This window comes from Streptomyces sp. NPDC088794 (assembly GCF_044750545.1).
GTDB lineage: Bacteria > Actinomycetota > Actinomycetes > Streptomycetales > Streptomycetaceae > Streptomyces.
Genome location: NZ_JBIVKB010000004.1, coordinates 374163 through 393447, shown reverse-complemented (window position 1 = coordinate 393447; position 19285 = coordinate 374163). Strand labels below are relative to the sequence as shown.

Below are 19285 nucleotides of genomic sequence, written 5' to 3'. Positions count from 1 at the left end.
GTACGGCACTCGACTCTCGTACGCCTGAAATCCCTTACGCCACAAGGAGCTTCGTCATGCCCATCCTCCACATGACCACCTGGCCGAACCAGACCGACGAGAAGTGCCAGGAGCTGATCGAGGAGCTCACCGCCACGGTGCACCGCGTGATCGGCGCGCCCCTCGACAAGATCACCGTCTTCATCCAGGAGATCCCGCAGAACCGCTGGGGCGAGGGCGGGGTGCTCGGCACGAACCCCGAGTTCGCCGAACTCAGCCGCCGCCGGGCCGCGCCGGCTCAGGTCTGACGGCCCTCCCCCACCTGTTGTCTCTCTGCTCCCCCCACCCCAACTCGGCCTCTTCCAAGGAGAGTTCCCATGGCCATCCTGACCCGGTCCGCGCGGACCGACCGGAGCGACCGGACCCCGGTCGTACCGGGCGAACCGGCTCCGCCGCGCACGTCCTCCCCCACCACCGTCCTCGCGGCGGCCCTGCTCGCCTTCTTCGTCATCTCGCTCGACGGTTCCGTCGTCAACGTGGCGCTGCCCGCCATCTCCCACGACCTGCGCGGCTCGATGGCCGATCTCCAGTGGATCGTCGACGGCTACACCCTGATGTTCGCCGCGTTCATGCTCTCCGCGGGCACCTTCTCGGACCGGATCGGCGCCAGCCGGGCCTACGCCTGGGGCCTGGCCGCCTTCACCGTGGCGTCCCTGGCCTGCGGTGTCGCACCCAACCTGGGCACACTGATCGGCGCCCGCATGGTGCAGGGCGGGGCCGCCGCGCTGATGGTGCCGGCCTCGCTCGCCCTGATCCGGCAGACGTACTCCGACCCGGGCAAGCGGGCCCGGGCCATCGCGATCTGGACGGCCGCGGGTTCCGTCGCGGTCGCCTTCGGACCGGTCATCGGCGGCATGCTCACCAGCGGACTGAGCTGGCGCGCGGTGTTCTACCTGAACCTTCCGGTGGGCGCGATCGGACTCGCCCTCCTCACCCGTATCGCCCCCTCCGCCCGCCGTGCCGCGCCGGTCGACCTGTTCGGCCAGCTGTCGGTGGTGGCCTCGCTCGCCGGTCTGACGTACGCCGTGATCGAGGGCGGGCGCGCGGGCTGGAGCAGCCCCGACGTGCTCGGCACGCTGGCGCTCTCGGCGGTCGCCACGGTGGCCTTCGTCCTGACGCAGTCCCGCCGCGAGCACCCGATGGTGCCCCTGAGCATCTTCAAGTCCCGCACGGTCGTGGTCTGCCTGGCGGCCGGCTTCACCATCAACGCGGTCTTCTACGGCGCCATCTTCCTGCTCGGCATGTACTTCCAGCAGGTGCGCGGCGCCTCCCCGATCAGCACCGGCGCGATGTTCATCCCGATGTGCGCGCTGATCTCCGTGGTGAACATGGCGGGCGTCAAGCTCGCGGCCCGCAAGGGTGCGTGGGTGCCGATGGCGATCGGGCAGGTGGTGATGGCGGCCGGTGCGCTGCTGATGCTCACGGTCACCTCCTCCACCTCGTACCTGATCCCGGTGCTGCTGCTGGTCCCGATCGGCCTGGGCGGCGGGCTCGCGGTGCCGTCGCTGACGGCGGCGATCCTGGAGAACATCGACGGCGAGCGGGCGGGCACGGCGGCCGCGGTGCTCAACACCTTCCGGCAGGTGGGCAGTTGCATCGCGGTGGCGGCGTTCGGCGCGCTGATCGCGAACCCGGCGCACTTCCAGCACGGCTTCGACACGAGCTTCGTCATCAGCGTGGTGATGTTGCTGACGACGGCGGCGGTGACGGCGTTGCTGCTGCCGCGGTTGACGAAGGCCTCCGGCGGTCAGGCGTAGTCGCCTCGCCGTTTCACTTGAGGTCGGTGGCCGGCTGCTGGTTCGTTGTGGCTGGTCGCGCAGTTCCCCGCGCCCCTTTGGGGCGCGGGGTCTCTGCATGTCCGGATGCCCGCTCCCCGCCCGGGCAAAGTCACGCTAAAAAACCTTCACGAAGGAATTTAAATACGTCATGCTGGACCCATGACCGTCACCGAGGAACGCCCACTCACTCCACCCGCACCCCCGCCCCCGACAACCCACTGCCGCCTCACCGAACTGGAGTCGATACGGCGGCTCGCGCACGAGGGTCCGGCCCCGGGTGCGAGCGACCAACAGCACGCGCGCGGCAAGCTGACCGCCCGCGAGCGCGTCGAACTCCTCCTGGACCAGGGCTCGTTCACCGAGATCGAGCCGCTGCGCCGGCACCGCGCCACCGGCTTCGGCCTGGAGGCCAAGCGGCCCTACACGGACGGCGTGGTCACCGGCTGGGGCACGGTCCACGGCCGTACCGTCTTCGTCTACGCCCATGACTTCCGTATCTTCGGCGGCGCGCTCGGCGAGGCGCACGCCGCCAAGATCCACAAGGTGATGGACCTCGCGCTGGCCGCCGGCGCCCCGCTGGTCAGCCTGAACGACGGAGCCGGCGCCCGCATTCAGGAAGGCGTCAGCGCACTCGCCGGCTACGGCGGCATCTTCACCCGCAACGTGGCCGCGTCCGGCGTGATCCCGCAGCTCAGCGTGATGCTCGGCCCGTGCGCGGGCGGCGCGGCCTACTCCCCCGCGCTCACCGACTTCGTCTTCATGGTCCGCGGCATCTCGCAGATGTTCATCACCGGCCCGGACGTCGTCCAGGCGGTGACCGGCGAGCAGGTCACGCACAACGGGCTGGGCGGCGCCGACGTCCACGCGGGCGTCTCCGGGGTGGCCGCGGGGGCGTACGACGACGAGGCGAGCTGCCTGGAGGACGTACGCCATCTGCTGTCCCTGCTGCCCGCCAACAACCGCGAACTTCCGCCCCACGAACCGCCGTCGGACGATCCGGAGCGGCGCTGCGAGGCGCTGCTCGACCTGGTGCCGGCCGAGCCGAACCAGGCGTACGACATCCACCGGGTGATCGAGGAGGTCGTCGACGACGGCGACTTCTTCGAGGTGCAGCCCTCCTGGGCGGCCAACCTGGTGTGCGGGCTTGCCCGGCTCGACGGTCATGTGGTCGGCGTGGTCGCGAATCAACCGGCGGCGACGGCTGGGGTGTTGGACATCGCCGCGTCCGAGAAGGGCGCACGGTTCGTGCAGTTCTGTGACTCCTTCAACATCCCGTTGGTGACGCTGGTGGACGTGCCGGGCTTTCTGCCGGGGGTGGGGCAGGAGCACGCCGGCATCATCCGGCACGGCGCCAAGCTCCTGTACGCGTACTGCAATGCGACGGTCCCGCGTATCTCGCTGGTGCTGCGCAAGGCGTACGGCGGCGCGTACATCGTCATGGACTCCCGCTCGATCGGCGCCGATCTGGCGCTCGCCTGGCCCACCAACGAGATCGCGGTGATGGGCGCCGAGGGGGCCGCGAACGTCGTCTTCCGTCGGGAGATCGCCGCCGCGGCCGACCCGGAGGCGGTCCGGTCCCGGCGTATCGCGGAGTACAAGTCCGAGCTGATGCACCCCTATTACGCGGCCGAGCGCGGTCTGGTCGACGACGTCATCGACCCGCGCGACACCCGCGCGGTGCTGATCCGCTCGCTCGCCATGCTCCGTACCAAGCACCGCGACCTGCCCTCCCGCAAACACGGGAACCAGCCGACATGAGCGACGAGAGGAAGCACGGCGGGAGGACCGAAGTCGCCGGTTTCAACGAGGAGTTCATCCTGCGTGTCGTGCGCGGCGCCCCGACCCCGGAGGAACTGGCCGCCGCCACCGCCGTCCTGCTCGAACTGGCCCGACGGTCGCCTGCCGCGGAGGAGCCCGCGCCCGTCCGGCCCGTACCGACCTGGCACCGCCCCACGCTGACCCCGCACCGCGCCGCCACGTCCTGGCACCACTGACCCGGAGGAGCACGATCACCATGCAGACGACCCCTGTCACACCGACGGGCCCGAGCACGCGGGCGACCCACGACAACCGCCCCACCGCGTACGTCACTTCGCTCGCCGAGACCTTCTCCCTGGAGGACGTCGTCCGCATCAGCGGCCTCGACGCCGACACCCTGCGCTGGTACGAGGACCAGGGCCTGATCGAGGGCGCCGCGGAGGACCCGTACGGCGGGCGCGCCTACAGCCCGCTGCATCTGCGCTGGCTGGAGTTCCTCAACCACCTGCGCAGCACCGGGATGTCGCCAGCCGATATGAACCACTACGTCGAGCTGTACCGGGCGGGCGACTCCACCATCGCCGCCCGGCGCGAACTCCTGGAAGCGCACCGGGAGTTGTTGCGCGGACAGGCCCGCGAGCACGACTCCACGCTGCGCTACCTGGACTGGAAGATCGGCTTCTACCTGGAGCGGGAGGCAGCCCTCGTACGGGCCTCCGCCGCGTCCGCCCCGAGCACGGCGGAGGCGTAGGCGTCCGCCACCGGCTCCAGTCGCAGCACGCCGTGCGAGGCGACGGTGTGCACATCCCGCCACAGCCGGGTCAGTTCGCCCGAGCCGTCACGGATGTGCGCACCGCCGGTACGGAAGAGCCGGTCGACGGCGTCGGCGAGCATCCGCGCGGCGACGGCGGCGTCACGCCGGTTGCCGGCGACCAGGGCCTCGGTGACGGGAGCGGTGTCCGCTCGGCGGGCCGCGCGCTCCAACAGCAGCCCGGCCGCGTCGACTTGGGCCGAGGCCACGGCGAGCGTCTCGCGCACCGCCGGGCTGTCGTGATGGGGGCGGCCGCCGGGTCCCTTCGCCGCCGCCCACTCGGACCAGACGGCAACGGCCCGCCGGGCTGCGCCCAGCGCCGGGGCGCAGAACAGGAGACCGCCGGGGAGGTGAGCGGGGACGCGATGACAGCGGGCGGCCTCCGGGGCATCGCTCCCGCGCATCAACTCGGCGAGCGGGAAGGTCCGTCGGTGCGGGACGAAGACGTCCCGCACCACGGCCGTATGGCTCCCGGTGCCACGCAACCCGGTGGCGTCCCAGGTGTTCTCGACGTCCACGGCATCAGCCGGCACGGCGCACACCCGTACCCCGTCGCCGTACGCCTCCGGCGCGGCGACCAGCACCCACTCGGCGTGCTCGACCCCGCTCACGCACGCCCAGCTCCCGGTCACCCGCCAGCCGCCGTCGGCCGGTTCGGCCCGCCCGGCCGGCGGCACGAGTGCGGCGGCGATCCGTAGGTCGGGCGAGCCGCCCCACACCTCCCGCTGGCCCTCCTCGGGCAACAGCGCGGCGAACCGCCCGTGCGCGGCCCACAGCATGGCGACCCAGGCGGCGGACGTGCAGGCCTCGCCGACGGCCGCGACGTCTTCGAGGGCCCCGAGGAAACTCCCCTCGGTACCGCCCCACCGCCGGGGCACGAAGTGCCGGGCGAGACCGGCGGAGGTGAGCACGGTGACGACCTCACCGGTCAACTGCCGTTCCTGGTCGGCGAGTCGGGCGTGTTCGGCGGCGAGGACGAGGACGTCGTCGGTGAGATCAGGGGAGGGATTCGAGGACATGGAGCAGCTCCCGTCTACAGAAAAGTGCGTTCAAGAAGGTATTCTTTTGGGACCAAGGACGAAGGGACGGACCAGCCATGGCGAAGCAGGCACGCGCGCGCCGAACCCACGAACTCGTCCTGGACGCCGCCGCGGCCGAGTTCCTGCGGCACGGCTATCCGCGCGCCAACCTCCAGCACGTGGCGGACCGCACCGGGCTCACCAAGGGCGCGCTGTACGGCCACTTCGCTTCCAAGGAGCAGCTGGCGCAGGCGCTGACCGCCCATCTGGACGAGGTGGTCGACGAGTTGGTCGCGCGGACCACGGCCGAGGACCTGCCGGCCAGGGACCGGCTGCGCACCCTGACCTGCGCCCTGGCCGAACGGATCGAGTCGGACGTACGGGTCAACGCGGCCCTGCGGCTGGTGATGGACGAGATCCACTCGACGCCCCGACCGCCCAAGGTCCTGGCCGACTTGCGCGCCCTGGGAGAGCGCCCACCGACCGCGCCCCTCGCCGATCTCGCCGTCGTGATCCTGGTGGGCGCCTACTGCACGGCGCCCGACCCGGACCGACGCGGGCTGGCGGAGCGGGTGCGCGATCTGTGGGACGCGTTCCCGACGGACGGTCAGGCGCTGAGCGGTACGTCCCGGTGAGCGGCGCCGGGACCCCAGGTGGCCCGGCAGGACGCGAGCGCCGTACCGCCCTGTACGGCGCCGAGCGTCAACCGCACCCCCGCGGGGCCGGTCTCCCGCTCCCCCACCACCAGGTCGATGGGCTGGTCCAACTCCCCGAAGGCCAGGCAGTCGACCTCCATACCGAGGAGGGCGCGCGGGGCACCGGCCACTTCGGGGGCGCGCGGGCCGCCGACCTCCGCGTGCAGCAGCAGATGTCCGAGCTGCCGGAACCCTTCCAACGTGACCATCAGCGGCACATGGTCACTTGGGTGGTCGAAGAAGATCGGGTGCTCCACGTCGACGAGCAACTGCCAGGGCCCGTCGGTGCGTTCACGCACGAGCACGCTGTCCTTGGCGCGCAGGCGGCCCACGGCGGCGGGGTGGACGCGCTCGACGGGCCGGCCGTTCGCCGGACGCGGCGCCCGCGTGGTCGCGCTCACCTCTGCGCCGCGCGGCACGGCACCCCGCCCGCGCAGCATGGCGTACCGCTTGTCGTCCACGGCGACGACGTGCAACGCCCCGCGCCCGCACGCCCGTCCGCCCACGGTCAGGACGACCTCCAACCGCATGCCGAATCGATTCGGCGGCCGGTTCCCCACCCACACCCACTGGGCTTCCAGCACCACGGGCACCGGCTCCCCGCCGATGCGCAGCGCGGCCGGGTCGGTGATCCGGAACTCCGAGCCGAAACCGATGAATCGGTGGCTGAGCGGCACGTCGTAGTAGGCGTGCGCGAGGTAGACCAGGGCCTGCCGGATGGTCTCCATGAACAGCAGCGGATCGCTCGTCCCGTCGCTCCCCGGCGAGTAGAGCGCGTGATCGCGCGGCCACTGCGCGGCGACGAGAAAGCTGTGCTCGCCGGTACGGACGGCGTCGGTGAGGAAGACCTCGGCGATCGCTGCGCGGTGCACCATGTGGCGGGGGACGGGCTGGAGGTAGCTGAGCGCGGGTGGGCGTGCGGGTGCGGATGTGGACGTGCGCGTGGGCACAGGTATGACGACCGGTTTGGTTTCCGGTACGGCGGCAGGCTGATGCATGGTCTGAACCCCCAGTGAATGTATTCACACAGACAGCAACACCGGCCCGACGCTTCTGCTCATCGAGCCGCCCGCTTACAATACATTCCCGAAGGTATATTTCAAGGACGCCCTGAGGATGTGCACGAGGACATGAGGACGGACGCGATGGCCAAGACAGACGGTGCCGGTACCGGCGTGAGCGGCCAGGGGCCCCGCGGCGCCTCTCCTCGGAACCGGGACACGGGCCTCAAGCAGGAGCGCGCGGTACGCACCCGGGGCCAGGTCCTCGACGCGGCGGCGGAGGCGTTCGCCACGAAGGGCTTCCCCGCGGTGACCGTCCTCGACGTGGCCGAACTCGCGGGCGTGACCAAGGGCGCGGTCTACTTCCACTTCGCCAACAAGGAGGCTCTCGCCCAGGCCGTGGCCGAGGAGTTCTACCACCTCCTGGGGGTCATCGGCAGCGAGGTCGAGGAGGCGGGCCTGTCCCCGCTGGCGGCGGTGGCGGAACTCCTCGAACGCACGGCACGCGCCTTCCGCGACGACACCATGGTCCAGGCCGGCGCCCGCCTCCAGATCGAACGCTCCCTGATCGGCGTCGAGATGCCGATGCCCTACCTCGGCTACACGGAGTCCCTCACCCGCTGGCTCCGCCAGGCCCAGTCCCAGTCCCAACTCCCCCCCGGCACCTCCCCCGAGTCCACCTCCCGCGTCCTGGTCTCCGCGTTCTTCGGCGCCCAGCACATCTCCTGGGTCCTGAACGACCGGGCGGACATCGCGGAGCGGGTGCGGGAGATTCTGGTGGCGCTGGTGCCGGGGGCGGGAACGGGAACGGGAACGGAGGAGGGGCGGGACTGACGGCCGGGGGCGGAGCAGGAGTCCGGGTCCGGTGGCGTTGGTGCCGGGACGGGGTCCGGTGGCGTTGGTGCCGGGACGGGGTCCGGTGGCGTTGGTGCCGGGACGGAAAAGGCTTGCCGGTCGTCACATGGTCAGCCGCTACACTGTGGGCGGCGGCATGACCGTAGATCGGCGTGCCACCACCGCACCACCCTCGCCTTCGTAGCTCAGGGGATAGAGCACCGCTCTCCTAAAGCGGGTGTCGCAGGTTCGAATCCTGCCGGGGGCACAGTGAAGTACCTGGTCAGGGGCCCTTTCGTCCGGTGGACGGGAGGGCCTTTGTGCTGCGCTCCCTGGGGTGGGGTCAGCGCAGGAGGGCCTCCAGCAGATCCGTGCCCAGGCGGGCGCCCGTGGTGAGGTCGAACTCGTAGCGGACGTACCTGCCCCGGCGGTGGGTGATGAGGAGGCCTGCCTTCTTGAGGACCGCGAGTTGGCGGGAGACCTCGGGGGCGGTCAGTTGCCAGTAGGCGGCCAGTTCGCCTGTGGTGTGGGGGCCTCGGGCCAGGGTGCGGCAGAGGCGGAGGCGTACGGGGTGGGCCAGGGCGTCCAGGCGGCGTTGGACCAGTTCGGGGGGTGCCGGGTGGGTCAGGCCCGGGATGGTGGCGGGGTACTGGACCACCGGGTGCCAGCCGGGTGAGAAGACGATGGTCAGGTGGGGGCGGCCGAAGTCGCTGGGGATGAAGGTCAGGCCGGTTTCGGTGGTCGTGCCGGTGCTGACGTCCTGGAGTTTGTCGATGACGATGCGCCGGCGCTGGTGTGCCGTGTCCAGGGTGATCGCGCTGGAGACCGCCGCCAGGGTTTGTTCTGGGCCCTGTCTGTTCAGCAGGTCCGTCTTCTGGCGGGCGTCTGCCGCCAGGTGAGGGCGGGTGCGTTGCCAAGCCCCGTCGAAGAACGCCTTCTCGCAGTCCTGGAGGAGTCTGCGTACCCACGTCCGTACGGCCGGAGGGTCCGCCAACAGCCGTTCCGCGAAGGCCGCTTGTCGTGGGCCGCCCGCTCTGGCCACCTCCAGGGCGCGTTCGCGGGCTGTCTCGTCGGTGAGCGGTGACGACGGTTCCGCGAGTGCGGATGCCGTCGCGCGTTGGGAGGTAAACGCCGCGGTGGCGTACGCCTCGTCCGAGACCCGGTCCACCGCGTCCAGTTCGTCGGCCAGGGTCGCTCCGGGGCGGCCGGGGATGAGGAAGTCCGCGCGGGCCGATCTCCACAGTGCCTCCGCGTCCAGCAGGCGGTCGGCCAGGCCGGACGGGAGCGCGGAGGTGGTGGCCGTGGCCCAACCCCGCAGCTCCGGATGGTGGTTGGGCTCGGACAGAACGTGCAGCATCGCGGTCAGCTCGGCCAGCGGGGAGGGCATGAAGCGGATCTGCTCGGGCGGTAGGTCCGTGATGTCGATCGTCACGCTCATGGTCTTCATGGTTGGAGTCGGAGGCCGGCCTGCCCGGGCTGTGGGAAGCGCATTGGCGCTGATCGTCAATCCGCGTGCCCGGTGGTGGTAGCGGTGGGGATCGTGACGGCCATGAGTACGGACACCGGTACGGGTACGGGTACGAGTACGGGTACGGGGAGAGGTACGGGTGCGGCCGGCAAGGGCGGGAGTCTTCTCCCGCCGGTCGCCTTGCTGCGGGTTTCCGGCGGTGGGCGGTACACCTCGGCCGTTGTCGTGGACGCTCTTGCCGCCGGGTTGATGCGGCCGTTTCTGCTGCTGTACGGGATCGGCGTGCTGCACCTCGGCGCGGGCGACGCCGGGATCGCGCTGTCCGTCGGGATGCTGGCGGGGCTGGGCGCCGTACCTCTGACCGGGCGGTGGATCGACCGCGGGGGCCTCGCGGCGCCGGTGGCCGCAACGATGTTGGTGCGGGTTGCGGGGACCCTCGTGCTGTTGGTGGCCGGTCGGCTACACGGTGGCGGCGGTGCTGCTCGGCATCGGGGTCCAGTCCTGGCCCGCCGCGCACGCGGCCGTGGTCGCCGCCCTCACGGACGACCGGCAGCGCGACGCGGCGCTGGCGGCGGCACGGTCGCTGCGCAACGCCGGTTTGGGAGCGGGGGCGTTGATCGCCACCGTTGCGGTGGCCGGGGGTACGGGTGCGCTGCGGGTCCTGGCCTTGGTGACGGTTGTCGGGTATCTCGTGGCGGCCGTGCTGGTGGGGTCGGTGCGGATTGATACCGACGGGCCGGGTGGGAGTGGAAGTGAGCGGGGTGACGTGCCTCCTGTCGGTGGTGGTGCCGGCACCGAAGGCGATACGCGCGGTGGGCCGTTGCGGCACGTCACCGTCCTCAGCCTCGCCAATCTCCCGTACGCCTTCTGCTACGACGTTCTCGAAGTCGCCCTGCCCGCCCTGCTGGTGACCTACCTGCACGCCTCCCCTTCCTGGTCGGCGGGCATCTTCGTGGCCAACACCGTGCTGGTCATCGTCACTCAGGTGCCGGTGGTGCTGTGGCTGGCACGGCGTTCGCGGCGTTCGGTGCTGGCGTCCTCGGGGGTCGTACTGGCCCTGTCCTACCTCGGGTTCTGGGCGGCGGGCGCACTCGGTGGTGGGGCGGGCGCGATGGCCGTCGCCGCGGTGTCGGTGCTCTACACGGCCGGCGAGATCCTCTACACCGGCAGCGCCACCGCGCTCGTCCTCGCCACGACACCGGCGCGGTCGCGCGGTCGGGCGCTCGCCCGTTGGCAGGTGTCCACCGGCATCGGCCGGGCCGCCGCGCCGGCCGCGCTCACCGCGCTGCTCACGGTGGGGCCGGGGTTGTTGTGGGGTGTCCTGGCCGGAACCAGCCTGCTGGCGGCCGCGGTTGTCCGCGCGACGCGGTGATCACGTATCTCCGGGCACACTGGTTCCCGCGCGGAGCAAGAAGATGAGGAGCAGGGCATGCGGTCTTCCACGGTGGTCGCGGTCGTCCGTGAGTGGAGCGACGAGGAGGGGTGGGGTGTTCTCGACTCGCCCGAGACTCCCGGCGGTTGCTTCGGGCACTTCGCCGACATCCGGGCGGAGGGCTTCCGCACGCTGTCGCCCGGGCAGCGGGTCGACCTCACGTGGGAGGCTCCCGGTTTCAAGCAGGACGGGTACGACTATCGCGCGGTGAGCATCGTGCCTCGGCCCGCCTGACCTCCGTACCGGAACAGGGCAGCCCGGGAAGTCTTCCTGGGCTGCCCCTTTCTTCGGGCCGCTTCAGGCCTCGTGCGGCCTGTTGAGCGCGCGGATGGCTATGTCGTACGCCAGTCCCGCGATGGCGAGGGCGACGGCGGGCCAGACAACGCCGGGCTGGACGTGGCCCGTTGCGATGGCGGTCGCGAGGCCTCCGCTGCTGCCGACGGCGGTGATGGTGGGGATCGCCGGCAGCCGCGGGGCCGGCACCTCCAGGCGCCAGACGCTGCGGCGGCCCGCGTCCAGGATTCGTACGTCCGAGGCGGAATCGCGCTCTCGGGTGAAGTTGGCTGCGTTCCCGCCCGGAGGGCTCTTCTTCGTGTCACGCTGAGAAGGCATGTGCAGCTCCAGTGCTGATTGCCGGCCGTGTTCGGTTTCGGCTTTGGCCTCGGCTTCCGCTTGGGCTAGTGGTCAGGTTTTTGCTTGGACTTGTACTTGGCATATCCAGTGAAGGCGGATCTGAACTTCCAGCCAAACGCGATAGTTCAAGTCGATGAAACATCGAACAATCGGCGTCCGGCCGCCGACGGAACCGCGTACGGAATTCCTCCCGTTCTTCGCTTCCTTCTTCGTCGCTCAGCGCGGAAGAATCTTGAGGGATCGTTTCCTCATAGCCCCCCGCCCCGACATATGCGGATCAGGTGGATTACGGCGCCCTCGCCCGGGAAGAATGGCCCACCATCTGAGGAGGCGTGGCAAAGGGGGGCTCATGGGGCGCAGGGTCAATGCCCTGCCCGACGACGGGCGGCCGTTGACAGGCTTCGCGCTGCGGTTGCGTGCCCTGCGTGAGAAGGCCGGTTCCCCGAGCCTGACCGAGTTGGCGGAGCTGACCGGCTATGGCCAGCCCCGCCTCTCGGAGTTGTTCAACGCGAAAAGAATGCCGAGCGACGACCTTGTGTGTGACGTCGTCCAGGCACTCGGCGGAGACGATGCGGCGTGGCTCGTACAACTGAAGGCGCTGCGGGAGGCGGAGGACGAGTTCCAGGCGGTCACCGCGCGCGACGGAGACACTCTTGAAGCCCAGGTCGCGAGGCTGGAGTTCGAGAACAAGAGGCTGCTCGCGCTGACCTTTCACCCGGATTCCGTCATCGCGCAGGCGAAGGCCGCGACCGAGGCCGCAGCGGCCCGGATAGACAAGGCCACGGCTCTTGAGGCCCAGGCACGCTCGGTGCTCGCGGAGGCACTGGACCAGACCCGGCAGGCGCATGAGCGGCTGCCTGCGGTGGAACGGCAGGCCGAGTCGATCCTCGGGGACGCGCGTGCCGAGGCAGACCGGCACGCGCTGTTGGGCCGCTCGGAGCGCGACCAGATAACGCTCGAAGCCAACGACAGGGCCGACGCGATCCGCCGCAAGGCGCAGCAGGAGGCGAGCGCGCTCAAACAACGCGCCATCGAGAGCGCCCGGGAGCACCGGGAAAAGGCGGCGGCCGCAACCGACCGGATGCTCAAGGAAGTCGATCTGCTGCGCGCCGAGGCCGAACAAGCGGTCCAGCTCGCTCAGGCGCAGCGGTCGAACATGGAACGGCGCGCGAAGATCGAGATTGAACGGCTCGTCCGAGCGGTCCAGAAACGACTCGAAGAAGTGGGGGCCCGTGAGGAGACGGAACTACTTGAACTGCTCCTGCTCGACTTCAACATCAACGACAGTCACGACGGGGTGATCGGGCGGCATGCGCGGAGGCCCGTCGAATCCGCGCCGTCTCCCGCGCCTTCCGCGGATACCGGAACGGTCATCCCCGAGCAGGCGCGCGGGATTTCGGAGGAGGACGCCGAACAACCCTGGCTGCCTTGGGGATTCCCGCCTTCGAAAGAGTGAGCCTCTGCGGATTCGATACGTCCCATTCACCCGACCCGTCTGATCACCGCGGTCGCGGGGAGTGCCCCCATCGGCGGCGCGAGCAGGTACACGGGCAGGAGTGAGAGGTCGCCGGCGAACACCGCCGGGCCGAACTCCCGTGCCGGGTTGACGTGTCCGCCGGTCACCCTGCCCCAGGGCGAGAGCATGACGGCGGTGACGGTGTAGCCGGACAGGGGAGCCGCGGCGACCAGCCTGCCCTCGGGGGTGTTCCCAGCCGTCGGCGGCCGGGTCGAGGGTGCCCATCAGCCAGCGGACCGTGGTGGCCACGGTGAACATCATCAGTGCGGTGAGGGTGAGTTCGAGGAGGGCGGAGTGGAGGGTGTGGCGCCAGGTGGGGTGGGGGGTTAGTCCTGTCTACGTCGCCCTCACCGTCGTACCGCGCACATCGTTCTTCGTCACAGCGGCTTCGTCCACGAGGCGTCCGACCGCGTCAGCGTGAACGCCGCGATCGTCGTCGCCACCAGCAGCACCGCGGCGAAGAGCAGGGGCAGGGCCGTTCCGCCGTGTTCGACGGCGACGGCGCCCGCGAGGCCCCCGGCGAACATCGCCCCGGCCGAGAGCATCCGGCGGCCGGCCTTGCCGCCCTTGCCGCCCGCGAGGCGGCTGTCCGCGGCGACTCCGGTGATGGTCAGGGTCAGCACGGTGGTCGTCAGGTCGGGGACGGCGAGGGTGCGGGCGGTGGCGTTCTGGATGCCCAGGGCGAGGCCGAGGAGGGCGATCAGGGTGTACTGGACGGCGCCCGTGTGGGGGGCGGCCGTGGTCTGCGCGACGACGTACGCCGCCAGGACCAGGGTGGTCTCCAGGAGGAGTGCGAGGTGCAGTACGCGGCCTCGGTGGGCCCCGACCCGGTGGGCGAGGCGGCCGCCGGCCAGGGCGCCCGCGGCGAACGCGGCGAGTGCCGCGAGCGAGGCGGCCAGGGAGAAACCGGCCGCGCCGGCGATCGCGAAGCCGGAGAAGACGACGTTGCCGGTCATGTTGGCGACGAAGACGTGGCCGAGGACGAGGTAGCTGAAGGCGTCCACGAGGCCGGTGACCACGGTCAGCGCGAGCATCAGGGGTGGGAGCGGGCCGTGTCGGTCGTCCTTGTCGGGGACGACCGTGGCCCACGCGTCGCGCAGTACGGCAGCGGCAGACATGGCGTTGCTCCCCTTCGCTGGAGGTCTCCTGGGCTCCGGTCTCCCGGCCCTTTCCGAGCCTCTCTCCACAGGGAACGTTCCGTCCAACATATGGATACGGATGCAGCAATCGGCGAGAGCGATCGATTGGGCCGAGCCTGCCGTCAGCTCCTGACCGCGTGCCGTTCCACCACTTCCAGGAACGCGGCACCCGCCGGCGCCAGCCGCTTGCTGTCGTGGACCACGCAGATGGTGTGCACCGCCGCCTCGTCCGCGATACGGAGCGCGCGGGCGCCGTAGGGCAGCGGTCCGGCCAGCGGGCCCGCGGCCCGGTCTGAGCCCTGGCTCCCACCCTGGTCCGGGTCCTGGCTCCCGACCTCGCCCTCGCCCGGCACGCCGTCACCGCCGAAGAGCGACGACCGCGGTACGACCGTCACGCCGATCCCCCGTGCCGCCAGCCGGACCATGTCCTGGATCTGGCCGACCTGAAAGTGCCGGCCCGGTTCCACTCCCGCGCGGGCGAACGCGGCCTCGACCTGCCGCCGCAGTCCGCTGCCCTGCGTGAACTGGATGAGCTGGTGGCTCTCCGGCAGGTCGGCGAGGTCGACGACGTCACCGCCGTCGGCGAAGGCGTGGTCCGCGGGCACGACGAGGACGAGCGGGTCGCCGTCCAGGACGAAGTGGTCGAGCCCTTCCGGGACTTGGCGCGGACCGAGGCCCACTACGGCGATGTCGAGGTCCCCGGCCAGGACCGCGGCGGCCATCTCCGCGCTGGGCGCGTTGGTGACGTGGAAGTCGATGCCCGGGTAGCGGGCGTGGTAGTCGGCCATCACCTCGACCAGGTCGACCGAGGAGGCCCGCGTCTGCAACAGCCCCAGGCGCAGGCGCCCGCGCCTCAGTCCGGACAGGGCGTCGAGGGCGGCCTGGGCGTTGTCGACGTCGGCGAGGATGCGGCGGGCGAGCGGTTCGAGGAGCTCTCCGGCGGCCGTCAGCCGTACGGAACGGCTGGTGCGGCTGAACAGCCGGGCGCCCACGTCCTTCTCCAGGCGGGCGATCTGCTGGCTGAGCGCGGACTGGGCGACGTAACAACTGGCCGCGGCCTGCGTGAAGTTGCGGGTCTCGGCGACGGCGAGGAAGTACTTCAGGTGCCTCAGGTCCATCGCTCGCTCGACCTTCCATTCATCTCTGCCACAGATCAATACGAGCAGAACCATGTGTTGAGCCGATTCATTGTCGCAGACCTAGCGTCGATGGCGTCGCCGGACGACCCATCCCCCACTGCCGCTCCAAGGAGCCTCCATGTCCGCCCTGCCTGCCCTGCCTGCCCTGCCTGCGCTGCCTGCGCTGCCTGCGCTGCAACGGCGCCGGCGAGAACTTCGCCTGGTCCTCGACAACGGCTGGGGTTTCCGTCTGCACGCCACCTAAGACGGCGGATTCCCGGACGGGACACGGTGGTTGTTCGACCAAGCGGAGACGGTGAGCCGGCGCAGTCTGGAGCGGATCAAGGCGCTGGGCGGAGCCGTCTCGGTGCAGAACCGCATGATGTTCCAGGGCGAGGCCTTCATCGACCGCTACGGCCCCGAACGCGCCGCGACCGCCCCGCCCGTCCGGGCGATGCGCGACACCGGCCTCCTCGTGGCCGGCGGCAAGATCGTGCATGCGGCCGGGGGACTACGAGAACATCGCCGCCCCGCTCCCGGAGATCAGCCCCGCCTGGAGCCCGGTCGCCCGCTTCGGCGGATTCCAGACCGAAGCGGGCGACCGGCGGTCGGTGGTGAGCGAATCGGGCGTACGGCAGGCCCGCGCCTTCGTCGAGGCCGCGGCCGACTCCGAGGAACAGCGCGCGTGGCGGGACCGGCGTGGAGACCTCGACCGGGTGCCGCGGCAGCTGAACGGCACACTCGACCCACTGGACGGCTGCTACTGAGGGCCACCGGCTTCCTCGGGCAACTCCCTTCCCCCGTCCCGAAGTTCTCCTTCTACTGGTGACCTGACCGCCGCCCAGTCGGGCGCGCCGCAGGTTGGGGTCGGTGGCCGTGGTGCAGGCGCGTGTTGGGGCCGTCGAGCGCGGCGAGCACGTCGTCGTCGACGCTCACACCTTCATCAGGTCCTGCGCCTCGGCACGGTGCCGGCCCTTCGGCAGAGCCGTCTTGGCCGTCAGTCCTCGGGACTGCCACGCGTTGTCACGGAGCTTGAACAGGGCCCAGTAGCGGGTGGGGCACAGCAGCACGATGTTCATGAAGACCGCGGTCGGAGTTCCGACGAGCCACGAGTGCAGCCGTTGGCGGGTGGTCATGTCCGGCCGCATGAGTACGTAGAGGCCCGCTTGGCCGTATCGGACGACGAGATAGACAGCGAGGTAGACCAGGGCCACGCCGGGGTTGTGGTAGCGGCCGCCCAGAGTCATCACCGTCATCACGAGGGTCCAGGCCAACATCACTGGAGTGATGACGAGTTGGAGCAGGCCGAAGGTCGGTGAGATGAGTTGTTTCAGGGAGAGCCGGGAGTAGACGAACGGGAGCATCCACCACCAGGACCGGGCCCAGCGCAGGCGTTGCCGGTACGTCTTCTTCAGCGTGGTCGGCATGTCGGTGATCACGCCGGCCTCGTTGACGGCCACGACCTCACCGCGCATGAGGGCCCGCAGCGCCAGCCAGCGGTCGTCGCCGGTTCCGCACTCCACCTCGTAGGCGTCCAGGTGGTCGTACAGCAACTCGGCCCGATAGAGGGCGAGTGCGCCCGACGTGGTCTCCAGCGCTCCGAGCATGGAACGCGAGGACCGCATCATCACGCACGAGGTGCCGATGTCGATGTCGGCGGCCCTGGAGACCCAGGTCTCCTCGAAGTTGCGGATGTAGATCATCCCGGTGGTGGCCTGGATCCTCGGATTGCTCATGGCCCGGAGCTGCTGCTCCAGCGCGTCCGGGAAGGGCTCGCCGTCCGAGTCGATGGTGAGGACGAAGTCGAAGTGCTTGTTCCGCGCCTGGAGATGACGCAGCACGGTGACCTGGGCGCCGCGCTTTCCCTTGTTCTCCTGTCGGTGCCAGAAGACCCGCGGGTGCTCGAAGGGCTCCACGGGGTGTTGCTTCGAGCCGTCGTCGATCACGTGGATCTCGTCGACCGGATGAGTCTGGGCCAGCAGTGACCACACCGTTCGGTGCAGGTTCTCGGTGGGCTCCTCGAAGGCGGGGATGATGGCCACCGTCCGGCCGGGAGCCACGGGCAGGTGGGTGAAGGATCTGCCTTTCAGGAACGAGACCAGGCAGAGCACGATCACCATCATGCCCAGCCACCAGTAGAACGTCAGGATCGGGCTCTTCGACTGCAGGTGCACCACCACGGTGGCAGCGGCCAGAGCCGCCACCACCACAGCGGTCACCGCGATGAATCGGATCCGCGATGAAGTGCTCAAGCGGTCACCCGCTCGGCGCGGGTCGCCAGGCGGAAGACCGCCACGCCGCTCATCACCAGGAGCATGGCCCCCAGCACGATCCATCCCAGCGCCGTACCGCCGGTGGCGGCCAGTGCCGCTCCCCCGGTGGCCGTACCGATTGCGGCGCCCACACCATTCTGTCCGTACATGCTTGCCTCTTTCCGGAGCGCCTCGGGCGCTCGACGTCGTGGCCGGTCGGCATGGCACCGCGCATGTCCTGCACGCGGGCGCCGAGCTACGGCTGTTGAGCCTTCTCGCGCTCTAGAGCCGCTCGACGTGCGGGGCTGTCGCCATGACGCCTCGGGTGTCCAGCACGTAGGCGGCCTCGGCGGCGAGTCGGGCGAGATCGAACTCACCGTGCGGGGTGAGCAGGACGACCGCGTCGAAGTCGGCGACGCTCATGTCGTGTTCCGCGGTGGCGAAAGGAATCTCCCTGGAGCCACCGTCCGGCAGATAGGGGTCTACGACAGTGACGTCAGCCCCCATGGTGCGCAGTCGGTCGATGACCTGGACGGCCGGCGACTGGCGGGCGTCCGCGGTTCCCGGCTTGTACGCGGCGCCGAGGGCCAGGACGCGGGCGCCGTGCACGCTGCGGCTGAAGCGACGGCTGAGCGAGTCCTGCAGCCGGCGCACCACGTAGTCCGGCTGGCCTTCGTTGATGTCCTGAGCCAGCTCGATGAGCCGGAAGGTCTGCCCGTGCCGCGCCTTGACGTGATGGCTGAGGTAGACGGGGTCGATGGGCAGGCAGTGTCCGCCGACACCCGGTCCGGGTACGAACTTGGTGAAGCCGAAGGGCTTGGTCGCGGCCAGCTCCAAGGTGTGCCACACGTCCACGCCGAGTGTGTGAGCCATCCGGGAGAGCTCGTTGACCAGGGCGATGTTGACGTGCCGGTAGGTGTTCTCGAACACCTTGGCCAGTTCGGCTTCTTCGAGTCCCGATGCCGGGACGGTGACTTCGGTGACCGAGTCGTAGAAGGCCTTCACCTGACGCAGGCAGGCATCGGTGAGTCCGGCGACGATCTTGGGTGTGTTCTCCAACCGCCAGTCCGCGTTGCCGGGGTCGATGCGCTCGGGACTGAATCCGACGTGGAAGTCCCGCCCGGCGACCAGGCCGGAGCCCTCCTCCAGCAGCGGGATGAGCACGTCACGGGTGGTGCCCGGATGTGTGGTCGACTCGAGCACCACGGTGGCTCCCGGTTCCAGCCACTCGGCGAGTACGGCGCCCGCCTCCCGTACGCAGCTGAGGTCCGGCGCGCGGTCGGTCAGCGGGGTCGGCACGGTGATGACCGCGACCTCGAAGCCCTTGAGGTCCTTCGGGTCCGAGCTCGCGGTGTACGCGCCCGAACGCAGCACCCGCTGCAGGCGGTTGGAGTCGATGTCCTCGATGTAGGACGATCCGGCCGCGAGCTTCTCGCAGCGTTTCCGGTCGGGTTCGTAGCCCGTCACGGTGTGTCCGGTCTCGGCGGCCCTGAGAGCCAGAGGCAGGCCGACATAGCCCTGCCCGAGCACGCAAACGTGCATGGTGGTTTCCTCCCCTTGAGCCGGCTCGCAAACATGCGCGAACCGGAAGACGGCGCCCTTGAGATGCGAACTGGCTGCTCCTGAAGCAGGCAGTCGCGGCGTCGGGTACTGCAGGAAGCGGTGTGGGAGCGTCAGCCGAATCCCGGTCGGATTGCACACATGCCGACGTCGAACCCTCACCGCGTCACCGACCTGTCCAGGCCCCCTGCCTGAACGTGACCGAAGTACGGTCGGTGATCTTCGCGAACCC

At 70.2% G+C, this 19285-nt stretch carries 21 protein-coding genes, 1 tRNA gene and 1 pseudogene; 13 read left to right on the top strand and 10 right to left on the bottom strand.

The features are described from left to right. The first annotated feature begins 56 nt into the window (after positions 1–56). The 5 genes from ACIP6U_RS14310 to ACIP6U_RS14290 all read left to right on the top strand — a co-directional run bounded on the left by ACIP6U_RS14310 (position 57) and on the right by ACIP6U_RS14290 (position 4326). Positions 57–287: a tautomerase family protein gene (locus tag ACIP6U_RS14310; RefSeq protein ID WP_124003895.1), complete on the top strand. Its 231-nt coding sequence runs from the start codon at positions 57–59 to the stop codon at positions 285–287. Positions 288–356: 69 nt separating this feature from the next. Further along, positions 357–1796, top strand: a complete 1440-nt coding sequence (locus tag ACIP6U_RS14305; RefSeq protein WP_401716378.1) for an MFS transporter — start codon at positions 357–359, stop codon at positions 1794–1796. A 180-nt stretch (positions 1797–1976) separates the two neighbouring features. Then, positions 1977–3575, top strand: a complete 1599-nt coding sequence (locus tag ACIP6U_RS14300) for an acyl-CoA carboxylase subunit beta (RefSeq protein ID WP_401716375.1) — start codon at positions 1977–1979, stop codon at positions 3573–3575. Next, on the top strand, positions 3572–3811 hold the full coding sequence (locus ACIP6U_RS14295) for an acyl-CoA carboxylase subunit epsilon (protein WP_401716373.1): 240 nt from the start codon (positions 3572–3574) through the stop codon (positions 3809–3811). Before ACIP6U_RS14300 ends, ACIP6U_RS14295 begins: the two co-directional genes overlap by 4 nt. 20 nt (positions 3812–3831) lie before the next feature. Then, a complete protein-coding gene (locus ACIP6U_RS14290; RefSeq protein WP_401716371.1) occupies positions 3832–4326 on the top strand; it encodes a MerR family transcriptional regulator in 495 nt (164 codons plus the stop codon). Here the strand turns inward: ACIP6U_RS14290 and ACIP6U_RS14285 are convergent. Then, positions 4257–5405, bottom strand: coding sequence for an acyl-CoA dehydrogenase family protein (locus ACIP6U_RS14285; RefSeq protein WP_401716368.1), 1149 nt, complete (start codon positions 5403–5405; stop codon positions 4257–4259). The genes ACIP6U_RS14290 and ACIP6U_RS14285 overlap by 70 nt on opposite strands. 77 nt (positions 5406–5482) lie before the next feature. On the opposite strand from ACIP6U_RS14285, the gene ACIP6U_RS14280 reads away from it, so the two are divergent. Continuing rightward, positions 5483–6040: a TetR family transcriptional regulator gene (locus ACIP6U_RS14280; protein ID WP_401716365.1), complete on the top strand. Its 558-nt coding sequence runs from the start codon at positions 5483–5485 to the stop codon at positions 6038–6040. Here the strand turns inward: ACIP6U_RS14280 and ACIP6U_RS14275 are convergent. Continuing rightward, positions 6013–7050: a ScbA/BarX family gamma-butyrolactone biosynthesis protein gene (locus ACIP6U_RS14275; RefSeq protein ID WP_401716362.1), complete on the bottom strand. Its 1038-nt coding sequence runs from the start codon at positions 7048–7050 to the stop codon at positions 6013–6015. The two genes, ACIP6U_RS14280 and ACIP6U_RS14275, sit on opposite strands and share 28 nt — an antisense overlap. Before the next feature lie 195 nt (positions 7051–7245). Between ACIP6U_RS14275 and ACIP6U_RS14270 the strand changes: the two genes are divergently transcribed. Next, on the top strand, positions 7246–7935 hold the full coding sequence (locus ACIP6U_RS14270; protein WP_401716360.1) for a ScbR family autoregulator-binding transcription factor: 690 nt from the start codon (positions 7246–7248) through the stop codon (positions 7933–7935). Positions 7936–8130: 195 nt separating this feature from the next. Beyond that, positions 8131–8203 (top strand) — tRNA-Arg (locus tag ACIP6U_RS14265). A gap of 75 nt (positions 8204–8278) precedes the next feature. On the opposite strand, the gene ACIP6U_RS14260 is transcribed toward ACIP6U_RS14265, so the two are convergent. Further along, positions 8279–9373, bottom strand: coding sequence for a DUF5937 family protein (locus ACIP6U_RS14260; RefSeq protein WP_401716358.1), 1095 nt, complete (start codon positions 9371–9373; stop codon positions 8279–8281). A 454-nt stretch (positions 9374–9827) separates the two neighbouring features. Here ACIP6U_RS14260 and ACIP6U_RS14255 point away from each other — a divergent pair, with 454 nt between their 5' ends. Continuing rightward, complete coding sequence (locus tag ACIP6U_RS14255; protein ID WP_401716355.1) at positions 9828–10775, top strand: MFS transporter; 948 nt, start codon at positions 9828–9830, stop codon at positions 10773–10775. Between the two features lie 57 nt (positions 10776–10832). Next, positions 10833–11069 carry a cold shock domain-containing protein gene (locus ACIP6U_RS14250; RefSeq protein ID WP_401716352.1) on the top strand — a complete coding sequence of 79 codons (237 nt, stop codon included), beginning with the start codon at positions 10833–10835 and terminating at the stop codon, positions 11067–11069. Between the two features lie 63 nt (positions 11070–11132). Here ACIP6U_RS14250 and ACIP6U_RS14245 read toward each other — a convergent pair whose 3' ends face one another. After that, positions 11133–11447, bottom strand: coding sequence for a hypothetical protein (locus ACIP6U_RS14245; RefSeq protein ID WP_401716349.1), 315 nt, complete (start codon positions 11445–11447; stop codon positions 11133–11135). Between the two features lie 370 nt (positions 11448–11817). Here ACIP6U_RS14245 and ACIP6U_RS14240 point away from each other — a divergent pair, with 370 nt between their 5' ends. Then, positions 11818–12924 carry a helix-turn-helix domain-containing protein gene (locus ACIP6U_RS14240; protein WP_401716346.1) on the top strand — a complete coding sequence of 369 codons (1107 nt, stop codon included), beginning with the start codon at positions 11818–11820 and terminating at the stop codon, positions 12922–12924. 26 nt (positions 12925–12950) lie between these two features. On the opposite strand, the gene ACIP6U_RS14235 is transcribed toward ACIP6U_RS14240, so the two are convergent. The 3 genes from ACIP6U_RS14235 to ACIP6U_RS14225 all read right to left on the bottom strand — a co-directional run bounded on the left by ACIP6U_RS14235 (position 12951) and on the right by ACIP6U_RS14225 (position 15241). Next, a complete protein-coding gene (locus ACIP6U_RS14235; protein WP_401716343.1) occupies positions 12951–13112 on the bottom strand; it encodes an aquaporin in 162 nt (53 codons plus the stop codon). Positions 13113–13361: 249 nt separating this feature from the next. Further along, on the bottom strand, positions 13362–14102 hold the full coding sequence (locus ACIP6U_RS14230) for a YoaK family protein (RefSeq protein WP_401716340.1): 741 nt from the start codon (positions 14100–14102) through the stop codon (positions 13362–13364). A gap of 143 nt (positions 14103–14245) precedes the next feature. Then, the gene (locus ACIP6U_RS14225) at positions 14246–15241 is read right to left on the bottom strand and encodes a LysR family transcriptional regulator (protein ID WP_401716337.1); all 996 of its coding nucleotides are present in this window, start codon (positions 15239–15241) and stop codon (positions 14246–14248) included. A gap of 316 nt (positions 15242–15557) precedes the next feature. Here ACIP6U_RS14225 and ACIP6U_RS14220 point away from each other — a divergent pair. Then, positions 15558–15668 (top strand): annotated as a pseudogene (locus ACIP6U_RS14220) (hypothetical protein); the annotation flags it as partial. 70 nt (positions 15669–15738) lie between these two features. After that, entirely contained in the window at positions 15739–16008 is a 270-nt protein-coding gene (locus tag ACIP6U_RS14215) for a hypothetical protein (protein WP_401717038.1), read from the top strand. A 165-nt stretch (positions 16009–16173) separates the two neighbouring features. Here ACIP6U_RS14215 and ACIP6U_RS14210 read toward each other — a convergent pair whose 3' ends face one another. The 3 genes from ACIP6U_RS14210 to ACIP6U_RS14200 all read right to left on the bottom strand — a co-directional run bounded on the left by ACIP6U_RS14210 (position 16174) and on the right by ACIP6U_RS14200 (position 19035). Next, positions 16174–17493, bottom strand: a complete 1320-nt coding sequence (locus ACIP6U_RS14210; protein WP_401716334.1) for a glycosyltransferase — start codon at positions 17491–17493, stop codon at positions 16174–16176. Then, positions 17490–17663 (bottom strand): peptidase, encoded by a 174-nt coding sequence (locus ACIP6U_RS14205; RefSeq protein ID WP_124003915.1) that lies wholly within the window; start codon positions 17661–17663, stop codon positions 17490–17492. Before ACIP6U_RS14205 ends, ACIP6U_RS14210 begins: the two co-directional genes overlap by 4 nt. A gap of 112 nt (positions 17664–17775) precedes the next feature. Beyond that, complete coding sequence (locus ACIP6U_RS14200; RefSeq protein ID WP_401716331.1) at positions 17776–19035, bottom strand: nucleotide sugar dehydrogenase; 1260 nt, start codon at positions 19033–19035, stop codon at positions 17776–17778. Between the last annotated feature and the right edge of the window lie 250 nt (positions 19036–19285).

Excerpts from the sequence above, each read along its gene's own strand:
- ACIP6U_RS14310 (WP_124003895.1), top strand. The coding sequence starts at position 57 with ATGCCCATCCTCCACATGACCACCTGGCCGAACCAGACCGACGAGAAG.
- ACIP6U_RS14305 (WP_401716378.1), top strand. The coding sequence starts at position 357 with ATGGCCATCCTGACCCGGTCCGCGCGGACCGACCGGAGCGACCGGACC.
- ACIP6U_RS14300 (WP_401716375.1), top strand. The coding sequence starts at position 1,977 with ATGACCGTCACCGAGGAACGCCCACTCACTCCACCCGCACCCCCGCCC.
- ACIP6U_RS14295 (WP_401716373.1), top strand. The coding sequence starts at position 3,572 with ATGAGCGACGAGAGGAAGCACGGCGGGAGGACCGAAGTCGCCGGTTTC.
- ACIP6U_RS14290 (WP_401716371.1), top strand. The coding sequence starts at position 3,832 with ATGCAGACGACCCCTGTCACACCGACGGGCCCGAGCACGCGGGCGACC.
- ACIP6U_RS14285 (WP_401716368.1), bottom strand. The coding sequence starts at position 5,405 with ATGTCCTCGAATCCCTCCCCTGATCTCACCGACGACGTCCTCGTCCTC.
- ACIP6U_RS14280 (WP_401716365.1), top strand. The coding sequence starts at position 5,483 with ATGGCGAAGCAGGCACGCGCGCGCCGAACCCACGAACTCGTCCTGGAC.
- ACIP6U_RS14270 (WP_401716360.1), top strand. The coding sequence starts at position 7,246 with ATGGCCAAGACAGACGGTGCCGGTACCGGCGTGAGCGGCCAGGGGCCC.
- ACIP6U_RS14260 (WP_401716358.1), bottom strand. The coding sequence starts at position 9,373 with ATGAGCGTGACGATCGACATCACGGACCTACCGCCCGAGCAGATCCGC.
- ACIP6U_RS14250 (WP_401716352.1), top strand. The coding sequence starts at position 10,833 with ATGCGGTCTTCCACGGTGGTCGCGGTCGTCCGTGAGTGGAGCGACGAG.
- ACIP6U_RS14245 (WP_401716349.1), bottom strand. The coding sequence starts at position 11,447 with ATGCCTTCTCAGCGTGACACGAAGAAGAGCCCTCCGGGCGGGAACGCA.
- ACIP6U_RS14240 (WP_401716346.1), top strand. The coding sequence starts at position 11,818 with ATGGGGCGCAGGGTCAATGCCCTGCCCGACGACGGGCGGCCGTTGACA.
- ACIP6U_RS14235 (WP_401716343.1), bottom strand. The coding sequence starts at position 13,112 with ATGCTCTCGCCCTGGGGCAGGGTGACCGGCGGACACGTCAACCCGGCA.
- ACIP6U_RS14230 (WP_401716340.1), bottom strand. The coding sequence starts at position 14,102 with ATGTCTGCCGCTGCCGTACTGCGCGACGCGTGGGCCACGGTCGTCCCC.
- ACIP6U_RS14225 (WP_401716337.1), bottom strand. The coding sequence starts at position 15,241 with ATGGACCTGAGGCACCTGAAGTACTTCCTCGCCGTCGCCGAGACCCGC.
- ACIP6U_RS14215 (WP_401717038.1), top strand. The coding sequence starts at position 15,739 with ATGCGGCCGGGGGACTACGAGAACATCGCCGCCCCGCTCCCGGAGATC.
- ACIP6U_RS14205 (WP_124003915.1), bottom strand. The coding sequence starts at position 17,663 with ATGTACGGACAGAATGGTGTGGGCGCCGCAATCGGTACGGCCACCGGG.
- ACIP6U_RS14200 (WP_401716331.1), bottom strand. The coding sequence starts at position 19,035 with ATGCACGTTTGCGTGCTCGGGCAGGGCTATGTCGGCCTGCCTCTGGCT.